Source organism: Agrococcus sp. ARC_14 (genome assembly GCF_022436485.1).
GTDB lineage: Bacteria > Actinomycetota > Actinomycetes > Actinomycetales > Microbacteriaceae > Agrococcus.
This window is the reverse complement of record NZ_JAKUDO010000001.1, coordinates 82,971-97,676: the sequence shown is the minus strand read 5'-3', so window position 1 is coordinate 97,676 and position 14,706 is coordinate 82,971. Positions and strand designations below refer to the sequence as shown.

Sequence of the window (14,706 nt, the reverse complement as noted above, 5' to 3'; positions counted from 1 at the left end):
GACGGAGCACCAGTGCGACCGCGCTGAGAACCAGGAGTCGACGGATGACCAACAAGATGACCGCAGTCCAGATGTACGCGCCGGGCGACCTCCGGGTCGAGGAGGTCGAGGTGCCGGTGCCGGGTGCCGGTGAGATGCTCGTCGCCGTCGCCGCGTGCGGCGTCTGCGGCTCCGACATCCCGCGCATGAACGTCAACGGCGCCTACCGTGCCCCGATCATCTGCGGCCACGAGTTCTCCGGCCACGTCGTCAGCGTCGCCGCCGACGTCACCGCGTTTGCCGTCGGTGACCTGATCTCCGTCCCCCCGCTGCTGCCGTGCCGCCAGTGCGAGAGCTGCGAGGCGGGCCACTTCAGCCTCTGCGAGGACTACGACTACTTCGGCAGCCGCCGCGATGGCGCCTATGCGCAGTACGTCACCGTGCCCCAGGACAACGCTCTGAGGATGCCTGAAGGGCTTGACCCGCGTGCCGCCGCGATGATCGATCCCAGTGCCATCGCCCTGCACGCCCTGCTGCGCACGAGCATCGGCGAGGGATCGCGGGTCGCCGTCATCGGGGCCGGTCCGATTGGCCTGTTCGCAGTGCAGTGGGCACGCATCATGGGGGCCACCGAGGTGCTCGCAGTCGATCTCAACGAGCAGAAGACAGCCATGGCCGTCGAAGCCGGCGCGACGCACACCGCGGTCAACGATGACCAGGCTCGCGGCCACGCAGGCAAGGGCTACGACGCGGTCATCGAATCGGCCGGCGTGCCGCCCACCATCGCGCTTGCGGTCTCTCTGGTCGCTCGACGGGGTCACGCGGCATTCATCGGCATCCCGAATGCCACCGTCGAGTTGGAGAAGAAGGTGTTCAGCCACTTCCTCAGGAACGAGGTGACGCTGCATGGCAGCTGGAACTCGTTCTCGGCGCCGTTCCCGGGCCGCGAGTGGACCGAGTCGGCCGAGCGCCTCGCGAGCGGAGAGCTGCGCTGGGAGTTCATGATCACGCACGAGCTCGGTCTCGATGAGCTGCCGGACACCATGAGGCAACTGTTCGATCGCTCGATCTTCAGCTCGAAGGTGCTGTTCCTCCCCAACCAGGGGTGAGCTCATGACCATCGCCATCGCCATCGCCATCGCCATCGCCATCGACGGTGACACGGTCGACAGCGGGCGACGGAGGCGACCCCCGACATCCATCACCACGTCCACTCGCTGGTCACGTCGACCCAGCAGTAGGGCCCCCACGACCGCATCGACTGCAGGAGCGCACGCATGAAGGCAGAGACCGAGCTGCTAGCCGTCCGGGCCGCCGAGCTCTATTACGAGGATGGCAAGACGCAGGATGAGATCGGAGCGATCCTGCGGCTGACGCGCTGGAAAGTCGGCCGATTGCTGACGCAAGCCAAGGAGGCCGGCTTCATCCGCATCGAGATCGTGCACCCGCGCGCGCGGCGCCTGCCCTTGGAGCGCGCATTGAAGGAGCGGTTCGGGCTGCTGGACGCCGTCGTCGTGCCTGAGGCCGGTGCCGAGACTGAGCCAGAGCTGCGCCGCCGAGTCGCCGCTGGCGCCGCCGAGTACCTCACGGGACTGCGGCCGGTGCCGCGCACCCTTGGCCTGAGCTGGGGACGCACGATGCACGACATCGCCGACCAGCTGGTCGAGGGGTGGGCGAACAACGTCAATGTGGTGCAGGTCAACGGCGGTGTCAGCCTCAACCGACGTGCCTCCAATGCAGCCAACACCGCCGTGACGATCGCCCAGAAGGCGGGCGGCAGCGCGACCCTGCTGCCTAGCCCGGCGATCCTCGAGGAGCGCGCGACACGAGAGGTGATCGAGGGCGATCGCACGGTCGCAGGCGTGCTGGAGCTCGGCCGAGGCGCCAGCGCCTACGTGTTCAGCGCGGGTGCGGTCGACAGCCGCTCCGTGCTCGTCGAGAGCGGCTATCTGTCGACCGACGACGTGGCCGAGCTGGTGCGCAAGGGCGCGGTGGCCGATGTGCTCGGCCGCTTCATCGACGCCGACGGCAACATCATCGACCCCTCGCTCGACGCGAGGACGCTCGGGATCTCGATCGAGACGATCCGGCAGGCGAAGGTCGCCATCGCCGTCCTCGCTGGCGAGGCGAAGCACGACATCTGCCGCACCATCGTCGCCAGCGGTCTCTGCACCGTGCTCGTCACCGACGACGAGACCGCGAGATATCTGCTCGAGGGCGAGCAGTGATCCCGGATGCCGCCCACGGCACGACCACGGACGCGTCACGCGCACCTGAGCACGCTGATCGACGCGCACGCGCGCGCGATCTGAGAGGACGAAACGACATGAGCATCGTGAGAGCAATGGCACCCGCGCAGCGCGCGGTCGACATGCTCGGGCCAGACGTCAGTGAGTCCGCACTGCGCGGATTCCTCGAGGGGCTGCCGGGCGTCGACGCCGTCGGCCTCGAGCAGCGCGCCGCAGGCTTGGGCACGCGATCGATCAAGACCACCTCGAAGCGATGGGCGCTCGACCGCATCATCGAGCTCATCGACCTGACGACGCTCGAGGGCTCGGACACGCCGGGCAAGGTGCGCTCGCTCGCGAGCAAGGCAGTCACGACGGATGCGTCCGACGCGTCGGCGCCGCGCGTCGCGGCTGTGTGCGTCTACGGCGACATGGTCGGGGCGGCGGTCGAAGCGCTCGGCGCCGCCCACGGCGACCCGGACGACGGCAAGATCGCGGTCGCCGCCGTCGCGACCGCCTTCCCGAGTGGTCGCGCATCGCGCGCCGTCAAGCTCGCCGACACCGCCGAGGCGGTCGCGGCCGGCGCCGACGAGATCGACATGGTCATCGACCGCGGTGCCTTCCTCGCGGGGCGCTACGGGCACGTCTTCGAGGAGATCGTCGCGGTCAAGCAGGCCTGCCGCCGCCCCGACGGCTCCGCGGCATCCCTCAAGGTCATCCTGGAGACCGGCGAGCTCACCACCTACGACAACGTGCGCCGGGCCTCCTGGCTCTCGATCCTCGCCGGCGGCGACTTCATCAAGACCTCCACCGGCAAGGTGAGCCCGGCGGCGACGCTGCCGGTGACACTGCTGATGCTCGAGGCCGTGCGCGACTGGCACCGCATCACGGGCGAGCGCATCGGCGTCAAGCCTGCCGGCGGCATCCGCACCTCGAAGGACGCGATCAAGTACCTCGTCACCGTCGCCGAGACGGTCGGCGAGGACTGGCTCCAGCCGCACCTGTTCCGCTTCGGCGCGTCTTCGCTGCTGAACGACGTGCTGCTGCAGCGCCAGAAGCTGACCACCGGCAGCTACTCCGGCCCCGACTACGTCACCATCGACTAAGGATCATCGCCATGAGCTTCCTCGAGTACGCCCCGGCTCCGGAGTCGACCTCGATCCTGCGGCTGCAGGATCAGTACGGCCTGTTCATCGACGGCGAGTTCGTCGAAGGCGGTGGCACACCCTTCGACACCATCGCCCCGTCCACCGGCAAGAAGCTGGCCACCATGTCGTGCGCTGACGGCCACGACGTCGAGCGTGCCGTCACGGCGGCCCGTCGCGCCTACGACACGACCTGGTCGAAGCTCTCCGGGCGCGACCGTGGCAAGTACCTGTTCCGCATCGCGAGGCTCGTGCAGGAGCGCGGCCGCGAGCTGGCCGTTGCGGAGAGTCTCGACAACGGCAAGCCGATCAAGGAGACCCGCGACTTCGACATCCCGACGGTCGCCGCGTGGTTCTTCTACTACGCCGGATGGGCCGACAAGCTCGAGCACGCGGGGCTCGGACCGAACCCGAGGTCGCTGGGCGTCGCCGCGCAGGTCATCCCTTGGAACTTCCCACTGATGATGCTGGCGTGGAAGATCGCACCCGCGCTCGCGGCCGGCAACACCGTGGTGCTCAAGCCGGCCTCCACCACTCCGTTGACAGCGATCCTGTTCGCCGAGATCCTGCAGCAGGCCGATCTGCCCCGTGGCGTCGTCAACATCCTGACAGGGCCCGGCTCGATGGGCGGCCAGCTGGTTGCACATCCCGGCGTCGACAAGGTCGCGTTCACGGGCTCGACCGGAGTGGGCCAGACGATCGCTCGATCGATCGCGGGTCAGCGCAAGAGGCTCACCTTGGAGCTCGGCGGCAAGGGCGCGAACCTCGTCTTCGACGACGCGCCCATCGACCAGGCGATCGAGGGCGTGGTCAACGGCATCTTCTTCAACCAGGGCCAGGTCTGCTGCGCAGGATCCCGGCTGCTCGTGCAGGAGAGCATCCACGACGAGTTCGTCGACCGGCTCAAGGCGCGCATGCAGACGCTGCGCGTGGGAGACCCGCTCGACAAGAACACCGACGTCGGCGCCATCAACTCGGCCGCGCAGCTCGCGACCATCGCCGAGCTGGCCGACGCAGGCGAGGCCGAGGGCGCCGAGAAGTGGAGTCCGGACTGCGTGCTGCCGAGCGAGGGGTTCTGGTACGCGCCGACGATCTTCACGAACGTGCAGACCAGCCACCGCATCGCGCGGGAGGAGGTCTTCGGACCGGTGCTCTCCATCCTCACCTTCCGCACCCCGGCCGAGGCCATCGCGAAGGCCAACAACACGCCATACGGGCTGTCCGCTGGCATCTGGAGCGACAAGGGGTCGCGGGTCCTGGCGCTCGCCGATCAGCTGAGGGCCGGCGTGGTTTGGGCGAACACGTTCAACAAGTTCGATCCCACCTCACCATTCGGTGGCTACAAGGAGTCGGGCTACGGCCGAGAGGGCGGGCGCCAGGGCATCGGCGCCTACCTGCAGGCCTCCGAGGCTCAGCAGTCCACCTCGACTCCGCGCGGTGCGAGCCGCCGATCCATCACCGCCGCGACGCCCGCCGCGCTGCCTGCCAAGACCTCGTCCCGGAAGAAGGCCGCCAAGTGAATCGACTTGCCGTTCCCAAGACTTACAAGCTGTTCATCGGAGGCGCGTTCCCGCGCTCCGAGTCAGGGCGCAGCTACGTCGTCCAGTCGCCGAAGGGCCGCTTTCTGGCGAACTCGTCGCTCGCTTCGCGCAAGGACGCGAGGGATGCGGTGCGTGCAGCCCGCGCCGCGTTCGGCGGCTGGGCAGGGGCGAGCGCGTACAACCGCGGCCAGGTGCTGTACCGCGTCGCGGAGGTGCTGGATGGCCGGCACGGCCAGTTCGTCGATGAGATCGTGGCGCAGGAGGGCGGTTCGCGAGCGGCGGCCGCCGCGCAGGTGGACGAGGCCATCGACCGCTGGGTCTGGTACGCCGGCTGGGCAGACAAGTTCGCGCAGGTCGCGGGCAATGCGAACCCCGTCGCCGGCCCCTACTTCAACATCTCGGTGCCGGAGCCGACGGGCGTTGTCGCGATCATCGCGCCACAGGACTCCTCGCTGCTGGGCCTCGTGAGCGCCATTGCGCCGGCACTCGTGACGGGCAACACGGTGGTCGTGATCGCGAGCGAGCGGTTCCCGCTCTCGGCGATCAGCCTCGCAGAGGCGGTTGCGACCAGCGATCTGCCGGGTGGCGTGCTCAACGTGCTCACGGGCTCCCCGGCCGAGATCGCGCCCTGGCTCGCGTCGCACGCCGACGTCAACGCGCTCGACCTGGTCGGAGCGGGCGAGCTCGACTGGATCGCGCTCGAGACAGCGGCCGTCGGCACCGTGAAGCGCGTGCGTTGGCCCGAGACCGGGGCAGCGGCGGTCGCGCCATCGCTCGAACGCATCCGCGCGTTCACCGAGACGAAGACCGTCTGGCACACCAAGAGCATGATCTGAGCGATGGTTTCTGCTCACATGAGCAGAAACCATCCACCAATGCGCGAATCCGTTGCTCGCGTTGACACCACACGTCGACGAGAGCCACGCTCGACGAACTGCACTTGTGAAGAGCGAGTGCGCATTTGTTCACCGCGACATCCAATGAGGTATCGAACGGTCATGCTTGCCTACGAATTTTCCCCAGGAGCGACGATGACGCTCGTCGAGCGCCCCACGCCGCAGGCCGAGCCGGGCGGCGTGCTGCTCGAGGTGGTCGTGGCGGGCATCTGCGGCACCGACCTCAAGATCGCCCGCGGCGAGCATCGCCTCTTCCCGGAGGGCACCGTGCGCGTGCCGGGCCACGAGTTCGTCGGCCGCGTCCGCGAGAACCGCTCCGATCGCTCCGACCTCGTCCCTGGCTCACTCGTCGCCATCGCCCCCAATGTCGGGTGCGGCACCTGCGTCGCGTGCACGGGCGGGCGCAGCAACCTCTGCACCGCATACCAGTCGGTCGGGCTCACCTTCGATGGCGCCTTCGCCGAGACCGTCGCGATGCCCGCCCGGGCCGTAGAGCAGGGCAACCTGCTGCTGCTGCCGTCGGGCACCGACCCCGTCGTGGGCGCACTCGTCGAGCCGGTCGCGGCCGTGCTCCGCGGGATCCGCGCCATCGGCCTCACCGCATCCGACACCCTACTGATCAGCGGTGCGGGCCCGATCGGACTGATTGCGGTCCTCATCGCACGCCAGTTCGGCGTCGAGCAGATCCTGGTCAGCCAGACCTCCGAGCTGCGGCGACGGCTGGCGCTCGAGTTCGGGGCCACCAGCACCATCGACCCGCGAGCCGAGCAGCTGCCCGAGCGGGTGTACGCCGAGACCGGCGGTCGCGGCGCCGACTGCGTGCTGGTGTGCACGCCCGCGCCGAGCGCGTTCCGTGAGGCGCTGCCGTCGGCAGCGCTGGGCGGCCGCATCAACTTCTTCGCCGGGCTGCCGAGCGGGCGCGGCGGCGTCGAGCTCGACGCAAACCTCGTGCACTACCGAGAGCTGATCGTGACTGGCTCGACCGCCAACACCACGCAGGACTGCGTCGACGCGCTCGAGCTGCTGCTCGCCGACCCCGAGCCCTACCTGCGGATCGTCTCGAAGACCTATCCCCTCCGCGAGATCGCTGCCGCCATGGCCGCGATGGCCGGCGGAGAGGCATTGAAAGCGATGGTGCAGCCGTGACCTCATCTCCCGTCTTCGTCGCCTGTGACGCCGGTACGACGCTCGTCAAGGCAGCCGTGATCGATCTGGATGGCACCATCCTGGCGAGCGCGTCCGTGCCCGCCCGGCTGCGCACGCCTCGCCCGGGCGTGGTCGACCAGGATCTGCTCGAGATCGAGCAGCACGCACACACGGCGATCGGTCGCGCGGTCGCGGAGTCGGGGCGAGCCGCCGACATCGTCGGCGTGTCGTTCTCGAGCCAGATGGCAGGCATCGGGGCCGTGGGTGCTGACTTCGACCCGGTCTTCCCGTTCGACTCGTGGCTCGACTCCCGGTGCAGCGGCGACATCCGCGAGCTCAGCGATGTGGCCGAGACCGTCACCCGCATCTCGGGCGCACCACCCACCTACACGCACGGCACCAAGGAGCGGTGGCTGAAGCGCACACAGCCCGAGGCATATCGCGCCACTGCGCGCTTCCAGGTGCCTGGGCCGTTCCTCGCCGCGCGGCTCGCGGGCCTCGGTGTCGAGGACGCCTACATCGACTCCTCCTACCTGGGATTCTCCAGCCTCGCCGACACGGCGGCTCGCCAGTGGTCGCCCGAGCTCGTCGATCTGTTCGGGCTCGACATCGAGAAGCTGCCGCGCATCGTCGAACCCACCGACATCATCGGCACCGTCAGCGCAGCCGCGAGCCGGGCGACCGGAATCCCGGTCGGCACGCCGATCTCGGCCGGCGGCGGCGACCAGCCGGTCGGCGGCCTGGGCGCTGGCATCGTCGAACCAGGTCAGGCCTCTGACTCCGCAGGCACCGCGAGCCTGCTGTTGATGGCACTCGACCGCTGGGCGCCAGACACCGAACGGATGTCGCTCGTCACCGGCCCGTCGATCGTGCCGGGGCAGTACGTCAGCGCCGCGTTCGTCAATGGCGGCGGCCTCGCCAACGAGTGGCTGCGCCGCGACATCCTGCAGCACCCCGGCACCCCCGACGAGGCGTTCGCCGAGCTCGAGACGCTCGCCGCGGCCGCGCCCGTCGGCTCCGGCGCGCTGCTGTGGCTGCCCCACATCCAGGGTGGCGTGACCCCCGCGCGACCCCATCTGCGCAGCGGCTGGGTCGGCATCACCGCGAGCCACGGGCGCGGCCACCTCTACCGCTCGATCCTCGAGGGCATCGCCTTTCAGTACGCCGAGTGGGCAGAGCGGGCGCCGGCGGTCACGGGGCATCCGCTCACCGAGGTGCGCGCGCTCGGTGGTGGCTCGAAGTCCGACCTGTGGGTCTCGATCAAGGCCGACGTGCTCGGCGTTCCCTTCGTGCGCATGTCGAGTGCCGAGTGCGCGCTGCTGGGCAACGCGCTGATCGCGGCGACGGCCACGGGCCACATCACCGACATCGCCGCCGCTGCGACGAGCTGGCACGAGCTGCCCGCGGCGACCGAGCCCGACCCTGCCCGCCATGCCCGTTACCGCGAGCTGCGCGGCATCTTCGACGAGCTGACCGAGCGCGTCGATCCCGTCTTCCAGCGGCTCGAGCAGTTCTCCGCCGGCGACACCGACTGATCCACCTTCACCCCCGATGTCAGAAAGAAACGAGAATCCCATGGCCAACGAAGTCCAATCGACCCGCGTCCGCAGTCGCCGACGCCTCCTGACCGCACCCGTGCTCATCGCAGGTGCCGCGATTGCATTGAGCGGCTGTGCCGCAGCAGGGGGCGGCGGTGGGGAGGACGAGGTCGTCGTCGGCATCACCGTCTCGAACAGCACCAACCCGTTCTACGTCGCGGAGTCTCAGACTGCGCAGGCGACGGCGGAGGAGATGGGCGCGCGCGTCATCTCGCAGGAGGCGGGCGAGGACGTGCAGGTGCAGTCCAACCAGATCGATCAGCTGATCACCTCGCAGGTCGACTTCATCGTGATCGATCCCGTCGACTCCGAGGGCGTCGGCCCCGCCGTGCAGCGCGCGATCGACGCCGGCATCGCCGTCATCGGCATCGACTCGGTGGTGACCAACGCGACCGTCTCGGTCACCACCAACAACATGCAGGCGGGCGAGATCTCCTGCACCTCGCTTGCAGAGCAGCTCGGCGGCGAGGGCCGCATCGCGATCGTCGACGGCACACCCATCTCCGCTGTCGCCGACCGCGTGATCGGCTGCAAGGCAGCGCTCGAGAACTACCCGGAGATCGAGATTGTCGCGGAGCAGCGCGGTGACAACAGCCGCGATCAGGCACTGCCCGTGGCGACCGACATCTTGACCGCGAACCCTGACATCGATGGGGTGTTCGCCATCAACGACCCGACGGCGGCTGGCGTGATGCTCGCAGCCGAACAGCGCGGCATCGACATCATCATCACCTCGGTCGACGGGGCGAGCAGCGCGGTCGACGTCATCCTCGCCGGCGGCATGATCACCGCCACCGCGGCGCAGGATCCGGCGGCGCTAGCCCGCCAGGGTGTCGAGATCGGCTTCGGGATCCTCGAGGGCGAGCAGCCTGAGCAGACCGTGATCGAGCTGCCAACCGAGCTGATCGACGTCGAGTCTGCCCCCGACTACACGCCCTGGGGCTAATGCAATGACGGTCGAGATCGCACCCCGCACGGTGGTCCGCATGCGGGGGATCGTCAAGAGCTTCGCGGGCACGACCGTCGTCGACGGGGTCGATCTGGACCTGCTCGCCGGCCAGGTGCACGTGCTGGCCGGCGAGAACGGGGCGGGCAAGTCGACGCTCATGAAGGTGCTCGCAGGCATCCACCGAGCCGACAGCGGCACCATCGAGCTCGAGGGGGAGGAAGTGTCCTTCGATGTGCGCGGTGCGCAGGAGGCGGGCATCGCGCTCGTGCACCAGGAGCTCCTCATGGCGCCGAATCTCTCGGTCGCCGATAACCTGGCGCTCGGCCGGGAGCACCGCACCGCAAGCCGGCTGCTCGACCGGCGCACCACGCGCATCCGTGCTCGGGAGCACCTCGACCGTGTCAAGGCGACGTTCTCCGAGCTCCAGCGGGTGGAGCACCTGAGCACCGGGCAGCAGCAGCTCGTGGAGATCGCGAGGGCGCTGTCGATGCACCCGAAGGTGATCATCTTCGACGAGCCGACGGCGTCGCTCTCCCAGCGCGAGACGGTCAACTTGTTCCGTATCGTCCGTGAGCTGCGTGATCAGGGCGTCGCGATCGTCTACATCACTCACCGGATGGATGAGATCTCTGAGCTCGCCGACACGGTCACCGTGCTCCGCGACGGTCGCCACGTCGAGACGCTGCCGGCTGCCGAAGCCACGCCCGACGCGATCGTCACCCGTATGGTCGGGCGCTCCATCGAGAGCCTCTTCACAGATCAGCGCGGTGAGCCCGGCGACGTCGTCCTCGACGTTCGCGGGTTGGGCGATGGCAAGGAGATCGGGCCGATCGACCTGACCGCCCGGGCCGGCGAGGTCGTCGGCATCGCCGGACTCGTCGGCTCCGGACGGTCGGAGTTCGCGCGTCTCGTGTTCGGAGCCGATCGCCACACCACGGGCACCGTGTCCGTCGACGGCACGGTGGTCCGCGCCAGCTCCCCTGGGCGAGCGATGCGCAGCGGCATCGCGCTCGTGCCAGAGAGCCGCAAGGACCAGGGCCTCGTGCTCGGTCGCAGCGTGGCCGAGAACGTGGTGCTTGCGAGCCTCGGCCGCGTCGCACGCGGCGGCATCGTCAGCGGCCGTGCGGTCGCCAAGACGGCGGTCGCCGCTCGTGACCGCCTTGGGATCCGTGGCGCATCCATCCATCAGCCTGTTCGGGAGCTCTCGGGCGGCAATCAGCAGAAGGTGCTGCTCTCCAAGTGGCTCGGCACTGAGCCGATGGTGCTGATCCTCGACGAGCCGACCCGCGGCGTCGACGTCGGCGCGAAGGCGGACATCTATCGCATCATCGACGACTGCGCCGCGCGCGGGATGGCGATCGTCGTCATCTCGTCGGAGCTGCCTGAGCTGCTGGGGCTCGCCGATCGGATCGTCGTCATGCGCGAGGGCCAGCTCGTCGCAGACCTTGCCAATGCAGACCTCGCCGAGGAGACCGTCATGGCGCACGCCTTCGGTCTCGCCGAGGGATCCGCGTTCACCGGTGCTCACCAGATCGCACCCACATCCGCGTCCGCCGGCACGGACGACATCGCTACAGGAGCACGATCATGACCACTTCGACGCTCGAGAAGGAGACGCAGGGCTCGTCGAGGGCCGGCGCGCTCAAGAGCTTCTTCGATCGCAACGATCAACTGGGTGTCGGCATCGCGCTCATCGCACTGATCGCCCTGATGGCGGCGATCGCGCCGTACTTCTGGACGGTGAGCAACCTCATCGAGGTCACGCGACAGGTCTCGGCGATCGCGATCCTCGCGGCCGGCGGCACGTTCGTGATCCTGACGGCGGGCATCGACCTGTCGGTCGGTTCAGCGCTCGGCGTCGCTGCGATGGTCGCGATCGTGGCCGCGAACAGCTCGCTGCCCGCGATCGCGGCGATCCTGCTCGCGCTGATCGCTGGCGCCGCGGTCGGCGCGATCAACGGGGTGTTCGTCGCGCGGTTCGCACTTCCCGCATTCATCGTGACCCTGGCGGCACTGACCTACCTGCGCGGCGTGGTCTACGTGGGCACCGGTGGCACCACGGTCGTGCCGGCCGACGTCGAGTTCTCCTGGATCGGGCAGGCGAGCCTGCTGGGGGTTCCGTACGCCGTGATCATCATGGCCATCGTCTACGTGGGCGGCTGGTTCCTGCTCAACCGCACGGTGTTCGGGCGACAGCTCTACGCGATCGGCGGGAACGCCGAGGCCGCTCGTCTGAGTGGCATCCCGGTGCGACGCGTCATCATGGCGACCTACGTCATCTCGGGGCTGTGCGCTGGCATCGCGGGCTTGATCGTTGCCGCGCGGCTCGAAAGCGCCGTACCCGACCTGGGCTCTGGCTACGAGCTGAACGCCATCGCGGCGATCGTCCTTGGCGGCACGTCGCTCATGGGAGGTCGCGGCTCGCTCATCGGCACGCTCATCGGCGCGCTGTTCATCGCCGTGCTCTCCAACGGGATGACGCTGATGAATGTGGCGTCGTTCTACCAGCAGATCATCATGGGTGTCGTGATCCTCGCGGCTGTGCTGATCGATCGGCTGCGTCGTCGCGGGGCGCCGGCGTGAGCCGGCCCTCGACCTGAGCCTGTTGCACGGCCGCTACACATGATGGGGATGATGGAAGACCGACTGACGCTGCGCGCGGCCTACCTCTACTATCGCTCCGAGCTGACGCAGGCGCAGGTCGCGGCGAAGCTGGGCGTCAGCCGCGTCAAGGTGGGCAGGCTGCTCGCGTCGGCCGAGCGCCGAGGCATCGTGCACATCGACATCCGTCATCCGCTGAGCCGCTTGACCGATGCAGAAGTCGCGCTCGAGCAGCGCTTCGGGCTGCGAGAGGCCGTCGTCGTCGCATCGGCAGCCGAGCACGGCGACGAGTCGGAGCTTCGCACCTTCGCGGTCGCGTCGGCGGGGGCGTTCTACCTCGCCTCGCTCGAGCTGACGGGCGGTTCGATCGCCGTTGGGTGGGGCACCACGATGCATGCGGTCAGCGAGGTGCTCGCCGACCGCTGGGCGCGCGACGTGCAGGTCTTCCAGCTCAACGGCGCGATTCCCGTGAGTGGCTACGCGAACAGCGCTGGCGAGATGATGACCCGTTTCGCGCAGCGGGGGCACGGTCGGGCGCACATCCTGCAGGTGCCGGCGATCGTCGACAGCGCCGAGGTTCGCGTGGCGCTGGAGACGGATCGGAGCGTGCGCGCGGCGCTCGAGGGCGCAGCGCGCGCGCCCATCGCGATGTTCTCCCTCGGCCGGCTCACGCGCGAGTCGGTGCTGGTCTCCTCCGGCTACATCCAGTCGAGCGGCATCGATGCGCTGCAGGCCGAGGGCGCCATGGGCGACGTGATCTCTCGGTTCATCGGTGCCGACGGTGAGGTTGTCGACGCGCTGCTCGATGCACGCACCATGGGCGTCGATCTCGCCACCCTGCGCGAGCGCGAGCGGTCGATCGGCATCGCCGCGGGCGCTGCGAAGGCGAGCGCGGCGCGCGCCGCGATCGCCGGAGGCTACGTCGACACCGTCATCGTCGACGACTCCTTGGCTGACGAGCTGTTGCGAGGCTGAAGGGATTCCGGCAGCCGCACAGTCAGGTTGCGCGGTCAGCCCTGTGCATCGCAGTGGCGAGGGCAAGCCGAGGCGCCGCTCGTTGCCGGTGCATCGGGGCTCGTGTAGTGTCGCGGTGAACAGGGCAATACGAAGACTCCTGACAGGAGTTCTTCGTGTGCCCTTTTCTCATGTTGACGTTGCACCTGTCGGGGCTGACAGAGAGGTCAATCCCATGGCAACGAACATCCTTCGCGGCGTCCACGACGTCGTGAGCTACATCGACTCGCGCCCCGGCATCCGTGGTCGCGCCGGCGTCATCTGGTGGCTGGCCCTCGGCGGCCTGTTCCTCGACGCGTTCTCCAACTCCGCACTGAGCGCCGGTCTCGGGCCGATGACGCGCGACCTCGAGCTCTCGCCCACCCAGATCGCCCTGCTCACGTCGATGGCGTCGTGGGTCGCATTGGTGTTCAACCCGATCGGCGGCTGGATGGCCGACCGCTGGGGCCGCATCCCGCCGCTGCTGATCGCCAAGGTGCTCGCACTCGCGGGCGCCGGCATCGCGGCATTCGCCCCCACCTTCGAGCTCGTCGTCGCCGGCCGCTTCTTCGTGGGCGCCGCCTATGGCATCGACTTCGCGATCGCGATGGCGCTGCTCGCCGAGTTCACGCCCGCCCGCTTCAAGAGCCGCCTGAACACCTGGCAGGGCATCTGGTACACCGCCGTCTCCAGCAACCTGCTGCTGGCGATCATGTTCTACAACATGGATGTCGGCGACGCCATCTGGCGCTGGGCCGTCGGAGCCGCCGGCGCCGTCGCGCTCGTGCTGTTCATCGCCCAGGCGACGTTCATGGTCGAGAGCCCAACCTGGCTCGCCCGCAAGGAGCGCCTCGAGCGCGCCGCGCAGTCGATGTCCAAGATCTACAAGGAGCGCTTCGAGGCAGCGCCGCTCGAAGATCGCGTTCCGGTGCGTAACCTCGCGACCAAGGGCATCCGGAACGTCGCACTGATCTTCCGCGGCACCTACCTGCAGCGCACGATCCTCGCCTCCACGGTGCAGATGGGCCAGTCGATCCAGTACTTCGCCGTCGGCTGGTATCTGCCGATCATCTCCATCGCGCTGTTCGGCGAAGGCGACTTCGTGCTCGCGACGGTCGGGGCGCTCATCTTCAACCTGTTCGGCATCGTCGGCGGCTTCTCGTCGTCGTTCATCGCCGGCAAGCTCGGCCTGCGCCGCGCCTCGGCCATCGGCTTCGGTCTGGTGTTCGCGATGCTCGTCATCATGGGCTTCTTCTTCGAGACCATGCCGTTGTGGTTGGCCTTCGTCGTGCCGAGCCTGTTCATCCTGTTCCACTCCGGCGGCCCCGGTGCCAACGGCAAGAGCCTGTCGACGCTGTCGTTCCGCAGCGAGCTGCGGGCCGGTGCCAACGGCATCATCGGTGCGATCGGCTCCCTCGGCGCAGCGCTGGGCCTGATGGTCTTCCCGCTGCTCAAGGAGCAGCTGGGCCTGGGCCCGACCTTCCTGATCCTGGCGCTCGTGCCGCTGACCGCGTGCATCATCTGCTCGATCATCAAGTGGGAGCCCGGCCGTGCAGCGGTCAGCCCCGACGAGGAGCTCGACGCACCGCAGTTCGCCGACGCCGAGGCCGCCCCGGTCGCGGCTCGCTGA

General features: G+C 68.8%; 12 protein-coding genes. All 12 read left to right on the top strand.

What is annotated here, in order from left to right:
* Nucleotides 1–44 precede the first annotated feature (44 nt).
* The 12 genes from MKD51_RS00495 to MKD51_RS00440 all read left to right on the top strand — a co-directional run bounded on the left by MKD51_RS00495 (nt 45) and on the right by MKD51_RS00440 (nt 14,706).
* On the top strand, nt 45–1,088 hold the full coding sequence (locus tag MKD51_RS00495) for a galactitol-1-phosphate 5-dehydrogenase (protein WP_240236967.1): 1,044 nt from the start codon (nt 45–47) through the stop codon (nt 1,086–1,088).
* Between the two features lie 168 nt (nt 1,089–1,256).
* Complete coding sequence (locus MKD51_RS00490) at nt 1,257–2,207, top strand: sugar-binding domain-containing protein (RefSeq protein WP_240236965.1); 951 nt, start codon at nt 1,257–1,259, stop codon at nt 2,205–2,207.
* Between the two features lie 98 nt (nt 2,208–2,305).
* On the top strand, nt 2,306–3,313 hold the full coding sequence (gene deoC / locus MKD51_RS00485) for a deoxyribose-phosphate aldolase (RefSeq protein ID WP_240236964.1): 1,008 nt from the start codon (nt 2,306–2,308) through the stop codon (nt 3,311–3,313).
* Nucleotides 3,314–3,324: 11 nt separating this feature from the next.
* Nucleotides 3,325–4,872, top strand: a complete 1,548-nt coding sequence (locus MKD51_RS00480; RefSeq protein ID WP_240236962.1) for an aldehyde dehydrogenase family protein — start codon at nt 3,325–3,327, stop codon at nt 4,870–4,872.
* The gene (locus tag MKD51_RS00475; RefSeq protein ID WP_240236960.1) at nt 4,869–5,729 is read left to right on the top strand and encodes an aldehyde dehydrogenase family protein; all 861 of its coding nucleotides are present in this window, start codon (nt 4,869–4,871) and stop codon (nt 5,727–5,729) included. The genes MKD51_RS00480 and MKD51_RS00475 overlap by 4 nt, the downstream gene beginning before the upstream one ends.
* A gap of 195 nt (nt 5,730–5,924) precedes the next feature.
* Nucleotides 5,925–6,935: an alcohol dehydrogenase catalytic domain-containing protein gene (locus tag MKD51_RS00470; protein ID WP_240236958.1), complete on the top strand. Its 1,011-nt coding sequence runs from the start codon at nt 5,925–5,927 to the stop codon at nt 6,933–6,935.
* Nucleotides 6,932–8,470: an FGGY family carbohydrate kinase gene (locus tag MKD51_RS16255; protein ID WP_240236956.1), complete on the top strand. Its 1,539-nt coding sequence runs from the start codon at nt 6,932–6,934 to the stop codon at nt 8,468–8,470. Before MKD51_RS00470 ends, MKD51_RS16255 begins: the two co-directional genes overlap by 4 nt.
* Before the next feature lie 40 nt (nt 8,471–8,510).
* Complete coding sequence (locus MKD51_RS00460) at nt 8,511–9,479, top strand: substrate-binding domain-containing protein (RefSeq protein ID WP_240236954.1); 969 nt, start codon at nt 8,511–8,513, stop codon at nt 9,477–9,479.
* Between the two features lie 4 nt (nt 9,480–9,483).
* Nucleotides 9,484–11,073: a sugar ABC transporter ATP-binding protein gene (locus tag MKD51_RS00455; protein ID WP_240236952.1), complete on the top strand. Its 1,590-nt coding sequence runs from the start codon at nt 9,484–9,486 to the stop codon at nt 11,071–11,073.
* On the top strand, nt 11,070–12,065 hold the full coding sequence (locus tag MKD51_RS00450) for a ribose ABC transporter permease (RefSeq protein WP_240236950.1): 996 nt from the start codon (nt 11,070–11,072) through the stop codon (nt 12,063–12,065). The genes MKD51_RS00455 and MKD51_RS00450 overlap by 4 nt, the downstream gene beginning before the upstream one ends.
* A 51-nt stretch (nt 12,066–12,116) precedes the next feature.
* Entirely contained in the window at nt 12,117–13,058 is a 942-nt protein-coding gene (locus MKD51_RS00445) for a sugar-binding domain-containing protein (protein WP_240236948.1), read from the top strand.
* A 214-nt stretch (nt 13,059–13,272) separates the two neighbouring features.
* A complete protein-coding gene (locus MKD51_RS00440) occupies nt 13,273–14,706 on the top strand; it encodes an MFS transporter (protein ID WP_240236946.1) in 1,434 nt (477 codons plus the stop codon).

Coding starts and splice junctions, on each gene's coding strand:
- MKD51_RS00495 (WP_240236967.1), top strand. CDS start 45: ATGACCAACAAGATGACCGCAGTCCAGATGTACGCGCCGGGCGACCTC.
- deoC (WP_240236964.1), top strand. CDS start 2,306: ATGAGCATCGTGAGAGCAATGGCACCCGCGCAGCGCGCGGTCGACATG.
- MKD51_RS00455 (WP_240236952.1), top strand. CDS start 9,484: ATGACGGTCGAGATCGCACCCCGCACGGTGGTCCGCATGCGGGGGATC.
- MKD51_RS00450 (WP_240236950.1), top strand. CDS start 11,070: ATGACCACTTCGACGCTCGAGAAGGAGACGCAGGGCTCGTCGAGGGCC.
- MKD51_RS00460 (WP_240236954.1), top strand. CDS start 8,511: ATGGCCAACGAAGTCCAATCGACCCGCGTCCGCAGTCGCCGACGCCTC.
- MKD51_RS00480 (WP_240236962.1), top strand. CDS start 3,325: ATGAGCTTCCTCGAGTACGCCCCGGCTCCGGAGTCGACCTCGATCCTG.
- MKD51_RS00440 (WP_240236946.1), top strand. CDS start 13,273: ATGGCAACGAACATCCTTCGCGGCGTCCACGACGTCGTGAGCTACATC.
- MKD51_RS00470 (WP_240236958.1), top strand. CDS start 5,925: ATGACGCTCGTCGAGCGCCCCACGCCGCAGGCCGAGCCGGGCGGCGTG.
- MKD51_RS00445 (WP_240236948.1), top strand. CDS start 12,117: ATGGAAGACCGACTGACGCTGCGCGCGGCCTACCTCTACTATCGCTCC.
- MKD51_RS00490 (WP_240236965.1), top strand. CDS start 1,257: ATGAAGGCAGAGACCGAGCTGCTAGCCGTCCGGGCCGCCGAGCTCTAT.